The sequence below is a fragment of the Roseibium sp. TrichSKD4 genome (genome assembly GCF_000148725.1).
Taxonomy (GTDB): domain Bacteria; phylum Pseudomonadota; class Alphaproteobacteria; order Rhizobiales; family Stappiaceae; genus Roseibium.
In genome coordinates, this window is the sequence record NZ_GL476300.1 from 229,057 (window position 1) to 246,214 (window position 17,158).

The following is a 17,158-nucleotide window of genomic DNA, read 5'->3' on the forward strand; positions in this document are numbered from 1 at the left end:
GAGATTTCCCGCTGACAAGCCCAAGGACCTGCCCAGAGGTTACTCCTTCGGTGAGCAGTCCGCCTCACGCGGAGCACTGCTTTCCAGAGCGTTGAGCCCATGCGGTCCTTTTGCCTGAGAGTTTCCGGGGCGGTTGCTCCTTCGGCGCCAGGATCCTTTTCACCCGGCCTCTCCCGCATATGCATCACCGTGGCTGCCCACGGCTGTCAGGGGACGACCCTGACGGAGCGGATTGTGTGAGCGCGGCTTCATCTTGTCAATATAAGACATTCATGCAGTGCAACTGGCATTGAAAACGCAGCGATAGTGCACTGAGCTTAAAGGTGAATTTGAACCACTGTTACCTTTTCACCCAAAACCCGCGCCGCAGAATCAGCGTCTGTGACGTCCTTCGTCGAAGCCAAACACGATCTTCATCTCGGTGTTTGACGGCACCAAAAACTTGTCATCGACGATCGCCCAGACCTCGCTGGGAGCCCCTTCGCCAATCGTCACCGGAACATTCGTCAGCTCCGACAGCAGTGTCTTTGCACCTTCTTCGCTTGGCAAGATTGCAACGCGGACCGGCAACACCACTTCGCCGCCCTTCCAGGCTGGACCAGGTGTTACATCGCCCTTCAATCCAATCTTGATCCGGGTTTGACCGTTGACATCTGCCTTACAGCTGCGAGCCCAATCATCAATCGTCGCCTGATAGAGCAGGCCTGCCGGGTCGTCCTGCTGACCGCGAGCATATTTCATGATGAGGAAACTGTTGCGCTGCAGCTGGATCGGAGGGCAATAAACCGGGCCTGCAAAGGCTTCTGTGCTGACATCGCGCGGCGCCTGCCCGCCTCCAATCACATCCTTGGCGAACTCGGAACTCGACTCACCAACGCTGCCGCACCCTGACAGGAGACCGGCCAATAGCCCAACTGCAAGCGCTCCGCGCAAACCCCAACCACTCATTGCCGATTTCATCCGCATTCCAACCGGTTTGATTTCAATTTTGATGGTTCTTATCAGGTCTTGTAAAACTTGGCGAGACTTGGGCTGACGCTTGCAAAAATGCTGGGCCTGCTTTCCCCTTGACAGACGGGGTCATACAACCCTTATTGCGCAAGACTGCTGCTTCAAGGGTAAGTATGACTGAATTTAAAGACAAAAAACCGCCATTGACCCTTAAACTCTGTGCGCCGCGCGGGTTCTGCGCAGGCGTTGATCGCGCCATCCAGATCGTGGAGTTGGCGCTAGAGAAGTTTGGGCGTCCGGTCTATGTGCGCCACGAAATCGTTCACAATAAATTTGTTGTCGACGGCCTACGCGCTAAAGGTGCTGTTTTTGTCGAGGAACTGGACGAAATTCCAACTGCTGATCACGAACGCCCGGTGATCTTTTCAGCTCATGGGGTGCCGAAGTCTGTTCCCGCGGATGCCCAAAGCCGCAACATGTTTTATCTGGATGCGACATGCCCGCTGGTTTCCAAGGTGCACAAGGAAGCAGAAATCCATCATCGTCGGGACCGCGAAATTCTTCTGATTGGTCATAAGGGACATCCGGAAGTCATTGGCACGATGGGTCAACTTGAGCCCGGCGCAGTGACCTTGATTGAAACCGAAGAAGACGCCCAAGTCTTTGAACCAAAGACCGTCAGGCAGTTGGCTTATATCACCCAGACAACCTTGTCGGTGGATGATACCAACGGGATTGTCTCGATCCTGAAAGACCGGTTTCCAGACATTGTCGCCCCCCACAAGGAAGACATCTGTTACGCCACCACAAACCGGCAAGAAGCAGTCAAAGCTGTTGCACCGCAGGTGGAAGCGATGGTCGTGGTCGGTGCGCCCAATTCGTCCAACTCGCAACGCCTGAGAGAAGTCGCAGAGCGCTCGGGATGCCGTGTTTCCGCATTGGTACAACGGGCGACCGATATCGACTGGCCGAAGTTTGAAGGCATAAGCAGTCTGGGTTTGACGGCTGGGGCTTCTGCGCCGGAACAACTGGTTGAAGAGATTATTGAAGCCTTCTCAAAACGCTTTGACGTCTCGGTTGATCTCGTCCGCACTGCCGAAGAGACAATTGCATTTAATCTGCCACGTGAATTGCGGGACGTCGCCCCTCCACCTGCCAGCGCAGCTGAGTAATCTTTTATGGCCGTTTACACAGAAGTCACAGATGAAGAACTCGGAGCCTTCATCGACCGCTATGACATTGGCGGCCTGCTCTCCTTCAAAGGCATTGCCGAGGGAGTTGAGAACAGCAATTTTCTGGTGCACACGGAGGGTGGGTTTAACATCCTTACCCTTTATGAAAAGCGCGTCGACCCTGCGGATCTTCCATTCTTTTTGAAACTCAAGGAACATCTTGCTGCAAAGGGGCTATCCTGCCCCAAGCCGGTGCCTGCAAAAGATGGAAACCTTCTGGGCACGCTGGCCGGGCGCCCCGCTGCGATCATCACGTTTTTGGACGGCATGTGGATCAAGCGCCCGCAGGCCCCGCATTGCAACATGCTCGGACAGGCCATGGCCAAGATGCATCTGGCTGCGGCGGATTTTGATATGTCTCGCAAAAATGCGTTGGATGTCTCCGGTTGGCGGCCACTCTTTAACCTGAGTGCAGATCGCGCAGATACTGTGTGCCCCGGTCTTGAAAAGCTGATCCGCGACGACCTTGATATTCTGGAAACCAACTGGCCGAAAGACCTTCCTCGCGGTGTCATTCATGCTGATCTTTTTCCGGACAACGTCTTCTTTTTGCAGGACGAGTTGTCTGGTCTGATCGACTTTTATTTCGCCTGCACTGATACCCTCGCCTATGATCTCGCGATTTGTCTGAACGCTTGGTGCTTTGAGAATGATCTCTCCTTCAACGTCACAAAGGCGCAGGCGTTATTGAATGGCTACACTGAAGTCAGACCGCTGAGCGAAGCGGAATTTTCTGCTCTACCACTATTGGCGAGAGGCGCCGCACTCCGGTTCTTGCTCACACGACTGTACGACTGGTTGAACGTGCCCGAGGGTGCCTTGGTTATCCCGAAAGATCCGATCGAATACGTCAAGAAGTTGAGGTTCCACCAAACCGCCGCCTCCCCCGAAGCATATGGAATTTCCTTATGAGCGATGAAAAACGGGTCGTGATCTACACAGACGGCGCTTGTTCGGGAAATCCCGGCCCCGGTGGGTGGGGCGCGATCTTGCGTTTTGGCCAGCATGAAAAAGAACTTTCTGGTGGTGAAGGCGAAACCACAAACAATCGCATGGAATTGACGGCAGCCATCAAAGCCCTCAACACACTAACAAGACCATGTGCAGTCGACCTTTATACCGACAGCACCTATGTGCGCAGCGGCATCTCCGAGTGGATGAAAGGCTGGAAAGCGCGCGGCTGGAAAACGGCAGATAAGAAGCCGGTCAAGAATGCGGACCTCTGGCAGGAACTGGATGAAGCCAGGGACCGTCACGACGTAACCTGGCATTGGGTTAAGGGCCATGCTGGACACCCCGACAATGAACGCGCCGACGAATTGGCGCGGGGCGGTATGGCACCGTTCAAATCAGGCAGCTAAGCCTCAACGGCTCAAGGTTCGACCCACACCCGATGCTTAAACCGGACAAACTTCTCATTGTGGCCAATCCAACGGCTGGCGGCTACGATCGAACTGTTTTGGAAGCGGTTCGCGCTGGTCTGGAAAAAGCAGGCTACCATGTGACCTTGCATCTGACCTCGCAGGCGGGCGAGATGGGCGAGATCTGCAGTGCTCCCACTTTCGATGCTGGCACTCTGGTCATTGCTGGCGGGGATGGGTCGGTGAACAATGCGCTGGCCGGTCTGCAAGCGCAGCTGAACACTCCAAAACTCGCAATCATTCCCTGCGGTACAGCGAATGTTTTGGCCCACGAGCTCAAGCTTCCGAAAAAGCCACATAAAATCATTGAAATGCTAACTGCTGGCCAGACCATTCCGCTTCATGCTGGTCTCGCAAATGGACACCCGTTTGTGCTGATGGCCTCGTCCGGATTTGATGCCGAGGTCGTCCATGCCATTCCGCTGGCGTTGAAGCGGCGCTTGGGCAAGCTTGCCTATGTAGTGACCGCCCTGAAGCTTGCATTTACCCGCAAGCCTGTGGACCTTGAGGCAGAAGTGGACGGCGAGATCTATCGAGGCAAGCTGATTGTCGCCACGAACAGCCGTTTTTATGGTGGCCCGTTTTGTGTGGCTCCAAATGAGAGTGTCAGCCGCGCAGGCCTGCATTTACTGGTTCTGGAAAATGATGATGTGCTTTCGGTAATCCGTTTCGCACTGGCCCTCATCAGCAACCGCATGCACAAAACAAAAGGGGTGCGTGTAATTCCATTTGAGCGCGCGAGGCTGCACAGCACTCAGGCTGCAGCGGTTCAGATCGACTGCAGCGGTTCAGATCGACGGCGACCCTTTTGGCGCGACGCCTGTTGAGCTCTCCATATCGTCGATCACACTGGAAATGATCGTTCCCTGACCAAACTCCCAAAACCACCTGCGTCCCACTGGTGATCTGCTTCTCTTGATCAGGATACGGCTTCTTCTTTCGGCATTTTGCGCAAGGTCTTTGTGGCTTCATCACTGGAGACCGCCTGACCAAAGAAGAAGCCTTGTGCGTATTCGCAGCCCAGCTGGTAAAGTTCCAACGCCTCGTCTTCGCTTTCCGCCCCTTCCGCAACGATTGACATGCCAAGGTCATGCCCCATGGCGACGATCGTCCGCAGCAAGATCGAACGCGAACTGTCCGCGCTTGGCTTCACGAATGACTGATCGATTTTAAGCGTGTCGAACGGGAACCGCTGGAGATACGATAAGGACGAATGCCCTGTGCCAAAATCATCAATGGACAGGCCTGCCCCCAGCCCACGCAGGCGCTCAAGAACCTTCACCGAATATTCCGGGTTGGACATGACTAGCGATTCCGTCAGTTCCAGTTTCAGCGTTCCCGGAGCAACAGAAGAGCGAGATAGGACCGCCTTCACATCATTGATCAAATCGTGATTGAGAAGCTGGCGAGAAGACAGATTGACCGAAACAAAAAGCGGAGTTGACGTTTTCATTTCCCGTTGCCAGTAAGCCAGCTGATGCGCGCCCTTTTCCAGCATATACATGCCAAGTTCATGAATCAGGCCAGATTGCTCGGCAATCGGAATAAACTCGCTTGGTGAGATCTGTCCGCGTTTCGGGTGCTTCCACCGCGCCAAGACTTCAAAACCGGCAACGCTCTGATTTTCCAGGCGCACAATCGGCTGATAAAAAACGCCGAGATTTTCTTTCTTGATCGCCTCGCGTAGATCCGCTTCGAGGTCGACAACGTTCTTGCCAAGTGGGCGCAGGATCGGGCGGAACACTTCCTGTCGATCACCGCCGAGGCGCCGCGCATGGTTTAACGCGATTTCAGCGTTGGCCATAAGGTCTTCAACGTCCTGCTTGCCGCCTTCAAACAGTGCAATACCGGCCGAACAGGTGAGAAAAATCTCACGCTCCCCGAAGGTAATCGGCGACCGAACGGCCTTGCGCAAGGAATCTGCCAACGCAACAACGCGGTCCGGTTCCTTCTCGGACAAAACAACCAGACCATAGAGGTCGCCATTCAGCCGAGCGAGCGTGTCCTGACGACCGATAAGGCGGCCCAGTCGGCGCGCCACTGTGAGCAGAATGCTGTCCCCGGCGGAAATTCCGATGCTGTCATTCACCTGCTTGAACCGGTCCAGATTAAGCATAATGACAGTTGGCTTGACACCTGATTGTTCAGCATTTGTCTGGATGACTGCAGTGCGCAAACGGTCCATGAAAAGTTCGCGGTTAGGCAAGCCCGTCAGATTATCGTGAACCGCATCGTGCAGGAGTCGTTCTTCTGCCGTGCGTTCCTCAGTGACATCCAACAAGGTGCCAACGCAGCGAATAACTTCACCGTCCGCTCCAACGATAGGTCTGGCGCGCAGTCGGAACCACCGGAAGTGGCCGTCCTCCGACCTCAGCCGGAAGGTTTGGACGATCTTGCCACCGCGTTTGTCTATGACCGCATCCAGTGTTGCCCGAAACCGATCCCGGTCTTGCGGGTGGAGGACGTCAAGCCAATCTCTTGCCGGGCCCTCCAGCGTTCCGCGACGCAGGTTCAAGAGATCTTCGACCTCGTTCCCGGTGAAGATCCGGTCGCGGTCGATGTCCCAATCCCAGATGATGTCTCCGGCCCCGGTCAATGCAAGCGCCCGGCGCTCCACATCCGAGATTAGCCCCTGCGCAATTGCTCCGCCTGCAAAGGCGTGCTGCATGACTGTGAAGCCGATCAACAGAACTATGAGAACCAGTCCACCGCCGAGCGCGGGTTGAACAATGTCATTTGCGAGTGTCCCGGTCACGGTCATCGCTGCGCCAATAAGCCAGGCCAGCAACAGGAACCAACTCGGGATCAGGAGAATTGCACGATCATAGCCCTGCCAGGCGAGCACCAAAATGGTGACGAAACCCAAAATGCCAATAATGCCCATTGCCAAACGGGCAATCCCAGCAGCAACGGACGGATCCCACACAGCCACCCCCAAAAGCCCCAACAGCAAGACAAGGCTGGTCAGCGCCAGATGGGAATAATGGATATTCCAGCGATTGAGGTTCAGATAGGCATAGAGGAAGATGATCAAGCTGGAAGTCAGCATGACCTCTGCGGAAGCGCGGTAAAGCGGTTCACCGCCGTGCTCCAGTTTGAACAACAGGCTCCAGAAGCCAAAATCGATGCAAAGATAAGCGAGAACAGACCAAGCAAGCGCAGCCGTTGCCGGGAACATGACTGTGCCCTTGACCACAAAAAGAATGGTCAGAAACAAGGCAAGCAGGCCAGAGATTCCAAGAATGATCCCGCGATAAAGCGTATAGCCGTTGATTGTTTCCTTGTAGACCTCAGGCTTCCATAACCGCAGCTGCGGCAAGTCCGGAGAATTCAACTCCGCCACAAAGGTCACAATGGCTCCGGGGTCCAGCGTGATCAGGAAGACATCTGCCTCAAGGCTGTGTTCGCGAACAGGGGCCAATCCCTGACTTGGGGTAATTGCTACGATGCGGGACGAGCCAAGCTCCGGCCAAAACAGTTTGGAGCCAACCAAGCGAAAAAACGGTGCGACCAGCAGACGGTCAACCTGTTCATCACTGGTATTTGCCAAGGCAAAGACGGTCCAGCTTCGGCTGCTGCCATCTCGTGACGGCACCTCGATCCGGCGCACGATACCGTCAGCGCCAGGAGCTGTGGACACCTGCAATCGTGGGACGGCTTCCCTGTAGAGATCGACTGAATCTGTCAGTTCCAGCGCATCTATATCGGGCGGCACCGGGATCGGCTCAATTGCATGGACAGTTTGCGCGCTGAAGATGACGCAGCAGACCGCAAGTACCCAATACAGGAGCCCTTTTGAAGCTCGACAGAAATCAAACCACGAATACGACATAAACGAAGCAGTATAATGTTGCGGGAATTGTCACAAGGTCTCTTTCAGTTTGCTCCCCGCTCTCATGGAGCGCGCCCATGTGGCCGAAGCATGGTCTTCAGGTAAACAGGCAAACAACAGATGATCTGCCAAGCGCCATCGATCAACAGATACTTTTGCGCATATCGTTCTTGTCTGAACCCCATCTTTTCAAGCAAGGAGATCGACCGCTGATTCGTCGGGATGCAGGCTGCCTCGACCCGGTGCAATCGCAACGTGCTGAAGCAATATGGCAAGAGCAGCGAAAGAGCGTCAGTCATGTGCCCAGCCCCGGCAAAAGGAGCGCCCATCCAATACCCCAGTGTTGCGCATTGACTGACGCCCCTGCGTAAATTCGACAAAGTCAAACCGCCAACAAGCCGTTCTTCTTCCCGCTCAAACAGCAAAAAGGGATAGGTTCTTCCTTCACGCCTTTCCTTTGCGTAGCGGCGCAACCGGCGACGGAAACCCGCCTTTGTCAGGTCATCTTGCGGCCAAACAGGCTCCCAAGGCTTCAGAAACGCACGGCTTTGCTCGCGCAGCTCTGCCCATTCGGTAAAGTCGGCCATAACGGGATAGCGTAAAAAATGAGTGGCACCCTCAATCCGCGGCTCGTTGTCCGGGCACAAGGTCGATTTGAAGAGTGCCATGTCGCGCCACCTCTATATAGATGCAGCTCTCAGGACTGGAGAGGTCAAACTGTTTGCAATGTCATTTACAGACATCAGCTTGTCGACCGGCCCAACGGCTGTCAACGTTGGCACTGCGTTGAGGAAAGTTTCCTGTGCAACACGTCTGATCTCCGCGGCAGTCACAGCTTCAATCTTGGCTGACACCTCATCCATGGGCAGAACTCGGCCATGAACTAGTATCTGGCGGGCAATCTGGCCAGCACGTGCTGCCGGGCTTTCCAAGGCCATCATCAACCCTGCCCGAATTTGCGCGCGAGATCGATTCACCTCTGCGTCGCTAATTGTTTCTCCAGCTGAGCGAAGCTCATCGAGGATCATGGGCATCAAGGCTGTCAGGTCTTCCTGACTGGTTGCGGCATGCAGGCCGAAAAGGCCCGTGTCGCTGAAGGCCCAATGGAAACTGTAGATCGCATAGCAGAGGCCGTGCTTCTCGCGGATTTCCTGAAACAGGCGCGAAGACATCCCGCCGCCCATGATGGACGCGAGAATCTGGATCGCATAATAGTCCTTGGACTTGTAAGGCCGACCTTCAAACCCGATCAGGATTTGCGCTTCCATCAAGTCTTTCTCGATCCGAACTTCGCCGCCTTTGTAGGATGCATGTTCGCCCTGCCCAGCGGCCTCTTGAGAAATTGCGCCAAATTTCTGCGCCGCCAATTCCACCAGCTGATCGTGATCCACGGCTCCAGCTGCGGCGAGTACCATGTCGGGACCACGATACCGCTCGTGAAGATACTGATTGAGCGCATCCGGTGTGAAGCCGAGAACACCCTCGGGCGTACCAAGGATCGGACGACCGATGGATTGATCAGGCCAAGCGGTTGATTGAAAAAGGTCAAACGCCTTGTCTTCTGGCGTGTCAGCGGCTGCCCCGATTTCCTGAAGGATGACATGTTGCTCGCGCTTGAGCTCTTCGCCATCAAACACCGAATTCTGCAAGATGTCCGACAGCATATCGACGGCGAGTGGAACATCTTCCGCCAATACACGCGCATAGTAGTTCGTATGCTCAATGCTGGTCGCAGCGTTCAGCTCGCCGCCAACGGCCTCGATCTCCTCGGCAATTTGCCGTGCATTTCGGCGCGCTGTTCCCTTGAACGCCATGTGTTCCAGAAGGTGGGTGATGCCATTTTGCTCCACCCGCTCGGATCTTGAGCCTGTCTTGACCCAAATCCCGAGCGCCGCAGTTTTCAGGTGCGGCATGCGGTCTGTCACAACCGTCAGACCATTATCCAGAACCGTCGTTCTTACATCCATACTTAAACTCCGCTACGCACGGCGCGCGCGTGCTTTTCGACAAAGGCTTCCACTGCGCCCTGCTCGGCAGCAACAACATGTTGGCGTTCTTCAGCGCTCATCATCGGCTGCAATTCGCTTGGCAATTCCGGACGGACACCGCAGGCCGCTTCAACGGCATCCGGGAACTTGGCCGGATGCGCAGTCCCGAGAACAATCATAGGTACATCCGCGGTCTCATACGCCTTGGCAACATGAATACCGATGGCCGTGTGCGGGTCGAGCAAATAACCGCTGTCCGTCACGGTTGAGGCGATTGTGCTCGCCGTATCTTCTTCCGAGCAGCGGCCAGCAGCAAAGGACTGGTGTATTTTCTCCAGAACCGGTCCTTCAATTGTAAAGCTTCCAGATTGGCGCAGGCGATCCATCATGGTTTTCACCGCTCCGCCGTCGCGACCGCTTGCTGCGCTCAACAATCGCTCGAAATTGGAAGAAACTTGAATGTCCATTGACGGAGAGGTCGTGGCAGAAACGCCGCGCGTTTCATAGCGTCCGGTCTCAAGACACCGCACAAGAATGTCGTTCACATTCGTGGCGACAACCAGCTGGTCAATTGGTAGACCCATCATCTTGGCCGCGTATCCGGCAAAGATGTCCCCGAAGTTACCGGTAGGAACCGTGAATGACACCTTGCGATGCGGCGCGCCGACAGCAGCCCCGGCCACAAAGTAATAGACGATCTGCGCGAGAATTCGCGCCCAGTTGATCGAATTGACGCCGGATAGTGCAACACGATCGCGGAACGGGAAATTGTTGAACATGCCTTTTACGATGTGCTGGCAATCATCGAAATTACCAGTCAAGGCAAGAGCATGAACGTTGTCTTCCGTCGGCGTGGTCATTTGCCGGCGCTGGACGTTGGATACACGGCCATCAGGAAACAGGATGAAGATATCTGTCCGATCACGGCCACGGAACGCTTCAATCGCTGCGCCGCCTGTATCTCCTGACGTCGCACCAACAATCGTTGCCCGCTGCCCGCGCTCAGTCAGAACGTGATCCATCATCCGACCAAGCAGCTGCATGGCCACGTCCTTGAACGCCAGGGTCGGACCATGGAAAAGCTCCAGGACAAATCGACCCGGTGCCAATTGAACGAGCGGCGTTACGGCATCATGACGAAAGCCTGCATACGCATCATCGATCATGGCCTTCAAATCAGCATCTGATATTTCACCGCCAACGAACGGCTGTATCACCTCAAAAGCGACATCAGCGTAAGGACGTCCGGCAAAGAATGCGATTTTTTCGGCATCAAATGTCGGCCAGCTTTCTGGAAGATAAAGGCCACCATCACGGGCCAAGCCTTGAAGAAGTACGTCGGAAAACTCGAGTACAGGTGCATCACCGCGGGTGCTGAAGTATTTCACCGCGTTCATTGCCTCCGGAATTAAACTTGTTGGGCCACACGGCCATTCCGGCGCACACTAGACTATACTGACGGCAAATTAAACTCATTGTCGTCGGCATTTATGCGAAGTTGATTGATTTGAAGTTTCCGCTGCTCAGGCGTGCCCAGCCTCTCCGTAAAGCATAGCCGGATCAATTCCGATCGACATCATGGCGCGCTGCCACTTCTCTCCTGTGTCAGCATCAAAAACCAGATCAGGAGCAGCCGGAGCTGTCAGCCAACCATTGGCCTGAATCTCGCTCTCAAGCTGACCTGGAGCCCATCCGGAATATCCAAGCGCAAGCAAGGCATGCTCCGGTCCGCTGCCATCAGCCATAGCCTTCAAAATTTCTAGTGTGGCTGTAAGGCAAATGCCATTGTCGATGGGCAACGTCGAACGGTCGATGACGAAGTCATCAGAATGCAGAACGAACCCGCGTTCAACTTCAACCGGCCCACCTTTGAACACGCTCATTTCACGGACACCTGATGGCAGACGAATGGCTGTTTCGTCATTGACGATATCCAGCTGAAGGAGGAGGTCTTCAAAAGACAGGTGCCGAGCGACCTGATTTAGCACCAGCCCCATGGCCCCCTGCTCGGAATGGGAGCACATGTAGATGACGGAGTGATCGAACCGGCCGTCTTCCATATTCGGCATGGCAATCAACATCTGACCTTCAAGCGAGTTGGCTCGTCCCGTCTCAGTCATGGATTACTCCTCGATTTCTCCGGCGCCGGTCGTTCCGTGCAGCCTGTATTCCATGCTAGCGTCTCTCTGCATACTTGTTAACTCACAGAGCACGTACAAGTTGTCGCTGTTCACCATTCTGTCAGGCCCGGGTGATCGAGACTTACGATAAACTGCCATTCAACCTCCAAAAAGTGCCGATTATCTCCATCATGAAAAATATCCTTGGTTGTCTGATATCCGCATTTCTAACACTGACCGGAACCTCTGCGTTCGCGGCATCGACCAACTGGCAGGAAGTGATGGGGGGGGCTGTACGCCTTATCACATCGGGTCCGCTGGAAAACGGCACTTATCTGGCAGGTATCGAGTTTCTGCTTGATGACGGCTGGCACACCTATTGGCGCTATCCCGGCGAGGCAGGTATTCCACCTCAGCTGGACTTCTCTGCTTCCGAAAATGTGGGCAATATCGAAGTTCTCTATCCCGCGCCAGAGCTTTATGATGACGGGTTTTCAACCTCTATTGTCTATCACCACGGTATTGTTTTGCCCGTGAAGATCACTCCGAATGACTTAAACAGCGAAGTTTCGCTCTCGCTTTCGATGTTTTTCGGTGTCTGCAGTGATGTGTGCGTCCCGGGAGATGCCACGTTTGGTCTTCAGTTAACACCTGACAGCGAATCCGACCGTCATTCAGCCTCGCTCATTGAACGGGATTTGGACCGCGTGCCGCTTTCAGCCACAAGTGAAGCTCCCTTTGTGCAGAGTTTGGACGTGATCGAAGCGGCTTCCAAGCCAGCCCTTCTTATTTCAGCAACCCTTACGGGTGTTGGAGAAGTTGATCCGGGCCTTTTCGCAGAAGGCCCGGAAGGCTCTTATATTGGCGTGCCACGCCTGACGGATCGAACTGGGAATACCGCGACCTGGACTTTGCCATTGAACGGGCTGGCGCATGACAACGGTCAATCTCAGCTTACGCTCGTACTTGTGGATGGCGACACATCAGTTGAAAGCCAGCACCCTGTCACGATACCGCAGAACTAAACTCCAAAAATATTTTCGCCAATTATCCGTTAGAGCCTCGACCTTTTGGCGCCAGGCACCTACCTCTTCTAACGGACTTCAATTCAGCATTTTGGGAAGGACTATCCTATGACAATTAAAGTTGGTGACCAGCTACCTGACGCGACATTCAAAGTGATGACGGCAGATGGTCCGGGTGAAGTGAAGTCTGCTGACCTTTTTGGAGGCAAAACGGTGGTGCTCTTTGGTGTACCGGGTGCCTTCACTCCGACGTGCCATATGAACCACCTTCCGGGCTTCATTGAGCATGAGGCGACAATCAAGGCCAAAGGTGTGGACACCATTGGCGTGGTATCCGTAAACGACCTTTTTGTTATGGATGCTTGGGAAAAGGCCTCAAGTGCCACCGGTAAGGTGTCTTTCCTCTCCGACACCGATGCGAGTTTTGTTCAAAGCATTGGCCTCAGCTTTGATGCTCCGATCTTTGGCCATGCCCGTGCGCAGCGTTTTGCCCTGATTGCCAAAGACGGGGAAGTCACTTTCCTCTCTGTCGAAGAGAACCCCGGCGAAGCAACGGCTACAGGCGCTGCTGCAATTCTCGAGGCGCTTTAACCGCTTCGCAAATGCACAAATACTGGTTCAGGCGCGGCAATTCAGCTGCGCCTTTTCTTTTGAATTTGGTATCAGATGTGCCTCTGCCGGAGCATGTGAAAAACAAATGCGAGATAAACACCGGCGAGCGTGGCGGCCAGCCCAAACCACGTTAAGGCGTATCCCAGATGGTCGTTTTTGAAGCGAACCACCGTTTCACCGGCTTGCGGCAACTCGGCAACCTGTTCAACGGTGTTTGCCAAATCAATACTAAACGGAGCGAGCGCATCCGTCTTGAGGTTCACCATCTCGGCCATGCCATCGGTATCCCGTGCAAACCAGATACGGGATTTCGGATCGGCTGCGGGCGTCGTCCATGATGGCTTTTCAGAAACACGAAGTAGTCCAGTGAGTTTCTGAAAACCTTCTGGGGCCATGATAGCAGCTTGGCGGACCTCTTCCGGCAGATCTTGCGGAATATAGCCCCGGTTGATCATCACATGCCACCCACCCTCCGTTTTGAAGGGGCTGTAGATGAGATATCCAGGGCCGTTAAACTTGCCGACCGACTTCGTCAAAGCCGTATAATAGAAGACCGGATCCCCTACAAAACGACCTGTGACGAAAACGTTCTTGTAGTCGTCTTCAAGGCTGAGTTCATCCCAGCCGTCCGGCGCGGGAACAGGAACCGGCTTTGAAGACACACCGGCTTCAACCCGCTCGATCAAGGCATTCTTTTGCTCAAGGCGGTCAAGTTGCCAAAAACCAAGGTTCAGCAATACGAGGAAGCCGACGACCGCTGCAATGGTCGGTATGATCAGGGGCCGCCCTATACTTTTCCGCGAGCCTTGAGCTGCAGCCTTGTCAGACATCCAGTTTTCCTTCTTTGGCATTGTGCTTGTATTGCAATCCGATCATCAGCCCCTTGAGGGGACGCAAGATCGCAGCCGCCAACACAGTGGTTAGCGGAAGCCATATAACCATGTGGACCCAGATAGGCGGCTGGTAGGAAAGTTCCAGCCAAAGGACCAGTGCAACAATCACAAATCCCACAATCATGATCACGAAAACTGCTGGCCCGTCACCGCTATCAGCAAATTGATAAGGCAATTCGCAAGCGTCACATTCCGCTCTCAGGTCCAGGAAACCATGAAAAAGTTTTCCTTCGCCGCAACGTGGGCAATGACCTTTCATGGCAGCGAGGGCAGAATTGAGTGGTGGGAACTGAGAATGGTTCTGCATCAACACTTCCTTAAAGCTTCACCACCTCAAAAAAGCACCCGACCTTCAAAGAAGGCCGGGTGCCAGGTTTCATATCGATAACTTCACAAGTTCGCGTTCGGCTTATTCGCCCCAAATATAGATGGCAACGAACAGGAACAGCCAGACAACGTCAACGAAGTGCCAGTACCAAGCGGCTGCTTCAAAGCCGAAGTGTTGCTTCGGTGTGAAGTGACCAGCAAGCGCACGGAACAGGCAGACGGCAAGGAAGATTGTTCCCACAATAACGTGGAAGCCATGGAAGCCGGTCGCCATGTAGAAGGTCGCGCCGTAGATGTTACCGCTGAAGTCAAACGCAGCGTGACCGTACTCGTATGCCTGACAGATCGAGAACAGGATACCAAGGATCACGGTGAAGATCAGGCCCCACTTCAACCCTTCTCGGTCATCATGCAGTAGAGCATGGTGCGCCCAGGTCACAGTCGTACCGGACAAGAGAAGGATGAGAGTGTTCAGCAGCGGCAGGTGCCACGGGTCGAATGTTTCAATGCCAACGGGAGGCCACTGACCACCGGTTGCTTCAACCCGGGCGTAGTTGATGGCTTCTCCAGCGAATAGGGACGCATCGAAATAGGCCCAGAACCAGGCGACAAAGAACATCACTTCCGAAGCGATGAACATGATCATGCCGTAGCGCAGGTGCAAGGAAACAACCCGTGTGTGATGCCCTTCATGGGCTTCCCTGATCGTGTCTCGCCACCAAGCAAACATTGTGTAGAGAACAATGATTGTGCCGATCGCAAACAATCCCCAACCGGTCAAATTGATTTCGAACAGTGGGAAGTTGATGATGAACTCGGATCCGCTTGATAGGCGCATGAAACCGATTGCACCCAATGCCATGATGAAGGCACCCATCGATGCGATGAACGGCCAAGGGCTCGGATCGATGATGTGGTAATCGTGATTTTTGGTATGTGCCTCAGCCATAGGCTAGCTCCCCAACACTAGTTTCACCTGCTCTTGAGCAGGAACGTCATAAATTCGTTTCAGTCGCCGTCTCGTCAACACGCGCAGCCACTGGCTGCTCCGCATCGTGAGCCGGGAAGAAGGTGTAAGACAAGGTGATTTCCTTGATGTGCTTCAGATTCGGGTCTTTATTCATCTCCGGATCCACAAAGAAAACCACCGGCATTTCGACTTGCTCGCCTGCTTTAAGCGGTTGCTCGGTAAAGCAGAAACAGTCCAATTTGTTGAAGTAGGCACCTGCTTCATAGGGCGTCACGTTAAACGTGGATGTTCCAACTGAGGTGTTGGTGCCGATATTCTTGGCGACATAAGCGAGCTGACCGGTTTCGCCCATCTTAAGCGTAATGGTGCGCTGTTCCGGTTTGAAGTCCCAAGGAAGGCCCCGGTTGACGTTTCCATCAAACCGAATGGTCACAACGCGGTCTATCACCTCTTGCGCGGCTTCTTCCGCCACTTGGGTTTTGCCGCCAAAACCGGTGACCCGGCAGAACCAATCATAGAGTGGCACAGCTGCATAAGCAGCTCCGATCATCGTGCCGAACAAAGCCACGCAAGCAAATGCAACCTTACGGTTGGATTTGTTTTGGCGTGCAGCAGTGTCGTGCTCTTCACTCATAGACTTAAATGCCTCCTAAAGGGGACGGTTCAGGATTTCAGGACCCATCTTCACGATTGTGACCACGTAAAACAGGACCACCATCGCAAGAAGGGATAACGCAATTGCGACCGAGCGCGAGCGCCGTTTTTTTTGCTGATCGTCTGTCAGCTTGATGCCATCGTCCTTCTGGGTCATGCAACAAACCCCTTGATCAGGCTTTCGGTCAAAAGACCGGCAAACAACAGGAACAGGTAGTAAAGCGAGAATTTGAAAAGACGAACGCTCGCCGCGTGTGCCGCGTCACCTTCCCGTTTGCGCCAAACATCATAAGAGAGCCACACAAAGGCCAGTCCGAGACCTGCGGCCATCACCCCGTAAATAACGCTTGCATATCCGAGGAAGTAAGGTGCAACGCCAATTGGCGCGAGCAAGACTGCATAAGCCAGAATATTATGGCGCGTCACAGTTTCACCGGCAGTTACCGGCATCATCGGCACACCCGCAGTCTCGTAGTCGCCCTTCTTGAAAAGCGCGAGCGCCCAGAAGTGCGGCGGGGTCCACATGAAGATGATGAGGAACAGCACAAAGCTCTCCAGCGACACATCTCCGGTCACGGCTGTCCAGCCAATCATTGGAGGGAATGCGCCTGCAGCTCCGCCGATCACGATATTCTGCGGTGTCGAGCGCTTCAGCCACATGGTGTAGACCACGGCGTAAAAGAAGATTGTGAAGGCCAGAAACGCACCGGCAAACCAGTTCACCAGCAGGCCGAGCGTGAGTACGGAGCCGATGGACAAGGTGATTCCGAAGGCCAGCGCCTCGTCCGGTGTCACTTTGCCTGCCGGGATTGGCCGTTTGGCAGTCCTCGACATGATCCGGTCAATGTCCGCGTCGTACCACATGTTCAGAGCGCCGGAAGCGCCGGCACCGACTGCGATGCAGAGAACGGCAACAGCGGCAATCACCGGGTGCACAGAACCGGGAGCCAGCATCATGCCAACAAACGCAGTAAAGATGACCAGCGACATTACCCGCGGCTTCAGCAGGGCGATGTAATCCCCGGCAGACCCCATTCCACCTTCCCAGGCGTTGGAGGAAGCGATCATCGTATCTTGGCGGTCGGCAAGCGACATGCCGCAATTCCTTTTATCGTCAGCCTCAAGGCAACCTG

The 17,158-nt window shown here is 54.4% G+C and carries 17 protein-coding genes, 1 pseudogene and 1 riboswitch; of the genes and pseudogenes, 6 read left to right on the top strand and 12 right to left on the bottom strand.

Annotation, left to right across the window (positions count from 1 at the left end):
• Positions 1-92: 92 nt before the first annotated feature.
• Positions 93-186, bottom strand: a riboswitch (glycine riboswitch).
• 186 nt (positions 187-372) lie between these two features.
• Positions 373-960, bottom strand: a complete 588-nt coding sequence (locus TRICHSKD4_RS01080; RefSeq protein ID WP_009758855.1) for a hypothetical protein — start codon at positions 958-960, stop codon at positions 373-375.
• A gap of 164 nt (positions 961-1,124) precedes the next feature.
• On the opposite strand from TRICHSKD4_RS01080, the gene ispH reads away from it, so the two are divergent.
• From ispH to TRICHSKD4_RS01100, 4 genes are read left to right on the top strand one after another with little or no spacing between them, the layout of a single operon-like run.
• A complete protein-coding gene (ispH, locus tag TRICHSKD4_RS01085) occupies positions 1,125-2,123 on the top strand; it encodes a 4-hydroxy-3-methylbut-2-enyl diphosphate reductase (protein ID WP_009758856.1) in 999 nt (332 codons plus the stop codon).
• 6 nt (positions 2,124-2,129) lie between these two features.
• Entirely contained in the window at positions 2,130-3,095 is a 966-nt protein-coding gene (thrB, locus tag TRICHSKD4_RS01090; protein WP_009758857.1) for a homoserine kinase, read from the top strand.
• Positions 3,092-3,544 carry a ribonuclease HI gene (gene rnhA / locus TRICHSKD4_RS01095; protein WP_009758858.1) on the top strand — a complete coding sequence of 151 codons (453 nt, stop codon included), beginning with the start codon at positions 3,092-3,094 and terminating at the stop codon, positions 3,542-3,544. The genes thrB and rnhA overlap by 4 nt, the downstream gene beginning before the upstream one ends.
• Before the next feature lie 32 nt (positions 3,545-3,576).
• Positions 3,577-4,431, top strand: a complete 855-nt coding sequence (locus tag TRICHSKD4_RS01100; protein WP_009758859.1) for a diacylglycerol kinase family protein — start codon at positions 3,577-3,579, stop codon at positions 4,429-4,431.
• 92 nt (positions 4,432-4,523) lie between these two features.
• Here the strand turns inward: TRICHSKD4_RS01100 and TRICHSKD4_RS01105 are convergent, their stop codons facing one another.
• From TRICHSKD4_RS01105 to TRICHSKD4_RS01125, 5 genes and pseudogenes are all read right to left on the bottom strand, one after another.
• Positions 4,524-7,436 carry an EAL domain-containing protein gene (locus tag TRICHSKD4_RS01105; RefSeq protein WP_040615832.1) on the bottom strand — a complete coding sequence of 971 codons (2,913 nt, stop codon included), beginning with the start codon at positions 7,434-7,436 and terminating at the stop codon, positions 4,524-4,526.
• A 30-nt stretch (positions 7,437-7,466) separates the two neighbouring features.
• A pseudogene (locus TRICHSKD4_RS01110) lies at positions 7,467-8,104 on the bottom strand (GNAT family N-acetyltransferase).
• Between the two features lie 12 nt (positions 8,105-8,116).
• On the bottom strand, positions 8,117-9,403 hold the full coding sequence (locus TRICHSKD4_RS01115) for a pitrilysin family protein (RefSeq protein ID WP_009758862.1): 1,287 nt from the start codon (positions 9,401-9,403) through the stop codon (positions 8,117-8,119).
• Between the two features lie 2 nt (positions 9,404-9,405).
• Positions 9,406-10,812, bottom strand: a complete 1,407-nt coding sequence (gene thrC / locus TRICHSKD4_RS01120; RefSeq protein WP_009758863.1) for a threonine synthase — start codon at positions 10,810-10,812, stop codon at positions 9,406-9,408.
• A gap of 135 nt (positions 10,813-10,947) precedes the next feature.
• Positions 10,948-11,544, bottom strand: coding sequence for a YqgE/AlgH family protein (locus TRICHSKD4_RS01125; RefSeq protein ID WP_009758864.1), 597 nt, complete (start codon positions 11,542-11,544; stop codon positions 10,948-10,950).
• Between the two features lie 131 nt (positions 11,545-11,675).
• Between TRICHSKD4_RS01125 and TRICHSKD4_RS01130 the strand changes: the two genes are divergently transcribed.
• Positions 11,676-12,569 (top strand): protein-disulfide reductase DsbD domain-containing protein, encoded by an 894-nt coding sequence (locus tag TRICHSKD4_RS01130; RefSeq protein ID WP_009758865.1) that lies wholly within the window; start codon positions 11,676-11,678, stop codon positions 12,567-12,569.
• A 108-nt stretch (positions 12,570-12,677) separates the two neighbouring features.
• Positions 12,678-13,160: a peroxiredoxin gene (locus TRICHSKD4_RS01135; protein ID WP_009758866.1), complete on the top strand. Its 483-nt coding sequence runs from the start codon at positions 12,678-12,680 to the stop codon at positions 13,158-13,160.
• Between the two features lie 71 nt (positions 13,161-13,231).
• On the opposite strand, the gene TRICHSKD4_RS01140 is transcribed toward TRICHSKD4_RS01135, so the two are convergent.
• The 6 genes from TRICHSKD4_RS01140 to cyoE all read right to left on the bottom strand — a co-directional run bounded on the left by TRICHSKD4_RS01140 (position 13,232) and on the right by cyoE (position 17,093).
• Positions 13,232-14,011 (bottom strand): SURF1 family protein, encoded by a 780-nt coding sequence (locus TRICHSKD4_RS01140; protein WP_009758867.1) that lies wholly within the window; start codon positions 14,009-14,011, stop codon positions 13,232-13,234.
• Positions 14,004-14,381, bottom strand: coding sequence for a DUF983 domain-containing protein (locus TRICHSKD4_RS01145; RefSeq protein WP_009758868.1), 378 nt, complete (start codon positions 14,379-14,381; stop codon positions 14,004-14,006). Before TRICHSKD4_RS01145 ends, TRICHSKD4_RS01140 begins: the two co-directional genes overlap by 8 nt.
• A gap of 102 nt (positions 14,382-14,483) precedes the next feature.
• Entirely contained in the window at positions 14,484-15,350 is an 867-nt protein-coding gene (locus TRICHSKD4_RS01150; RefSeq protein ID WP_009758869.1) for a cytochrome c oxidase subunit 3, read from the bottom strand.
• Positions 15,351-15,396: 46 nt separating this feature from the next.
• Entirely contained in the window at positions 15,397-16,005 is a 609-nt protein-coding gene (locus TRICHSKD4_RS01155; protein ID WP_009758870.1) for a cytochrome c oxidase assembly protein, read from the bottom strand.
• A gap of 15 nt (positions 16,006-16,020) precedes the next feature.
• Positions 16,021-16,182: a hypothetical protein gene (locus tag TRICHSKD4_RS30515; RefSeq protein WP_009758871.1), complete on the bottom strand. Its 162-nt coding sequence runs from the start codon at positions 16,180-16,182 to the stop codon at positions 16,021-16,023.
• Positions 16,179-17,093 carry a heme o synthase gene (gene cyoE, locus TRICHSKD4_RS01160; protein WP_040615924.1) on the bottom strand — a complete coding sequence of 305 codons (915 nt, stop codon included), beginning with the start codon at positions 17,091-17,093 and terminating at the stop codon, positions 16,179-16,181. Before cyoE ends, TRICHSKD4_RS30515 begins: the two co-directional genes overlap by 4 nt.
• Positions 17,094-17,158 lie beyond the last annotated feature (65 nt).

Bases quoted from the DNA above. Each gene is read 5' to 3' on its own strand.
- TRICHSKD4_RS01080 (WP_009758855.1), bottom strand. From the start codon at position 960: ATGAAATCGGCAATGAGTGGTTGGGGTTTGCGCGGAGCGCTTGCAGTT.
- ispH (WP_009758856.1), top strand. From the start codon at position 1,125: ATGACTGAATTTAAAGACAAAAAACCGCCATTGACCCTTAAACTCTGT.
- thrB (WP_009758857.1), top strand. From the start codon at position 2,130: ATGGCCGTTTACACAGAAGTCACAGATGAAGAACTCGGAGCCTTCATC.
- rnhA (WP_009758858.1), top strand. From the start codon at position 3,092: ATGAGCGATGAAAAACGGGTCGTGATCTACACAGACGGCGCTTGTTCG.
- TRICHSKD4_RS01100 (WP_009758859.1), top strand. From the start codon at position 3,577: ATGCTTAAACCGGACAAACTTCTCATTGTGGCCAATCCAACGGCTGGC.
- TRICHSKD4_RS01105 (WP_040615832.1), bottom strand. From the start codon at position 7,436: ATGTCGTATTCGTGGTTTGATTTCTGTCGAGCTTCAAAAGGGCTCCTG.
- TRICHSKD4_RS01115 (WP_009758862.1), bottom strand. From the start codon at position 9,403: ATGGATGTAAGAACGACGGTTCTGGATAATGGTCTGACGGTTGTGACA.
- TRICHSKD4_RS01125 (WP_009758864.1), bottom strand. From the start codon at position 11,544: ATGACTGAGACGGGACGAGCCAACTCGCTTGAAGGTCAGATGTTGATT.
- TRICHSKD4_RS01135 (WP_009758866.1), top strand. From the start codon at position 12,678: ATGACAATTAAAGTTGGTGACCAGCTACCTGACGCGACATTCAAAGTG.
- TRICHSKD4_RS01140 (WP_009758867.1), bottom strand. From the start codon at position 14,011: ATGTCTGACAAGGCTGCAGCTCAAGGCTCGCGGAAAAGTATAGGGCGG.
- TRICHSKD4_RS01145 (WP_009758868.1), bottom strand. From the start codon at position 14,381: ATGCAGAACCATTCTCAGTTCCCACCACTCAATTCTGCCCTCGCTGCC.
- TRICHSKD4_RS01150 (WP_009758869.1), bottom strand. From the start codon at position 15,350: ATGGCTGAGGCACATACCAAAAATCACGATTACCACATCATCGATCCG.
- TRICHSKD4_RS01155 (WP_009758870.1), bottom strand. From the start codon at position 16,005: ATGAGTGAAGAGCACGACACTGCTGCACGCCAAAACAAATCCAACCGT.
- TRICHSKD4_RS30515 (WP_009758871.1), bottom strand. From the start codon at position 16,182: ATGACCCAGAAGGACGATGGCATCAAGCTGACAGACGATCAGCAAAAA.
- cyoE (WP_040615924.1), bottom strand. From the start codon at position 17,093: ATGATCGCTTCCTCCAACGCCTGGGAAGGTGGAATGGGGTCTGCCGGG.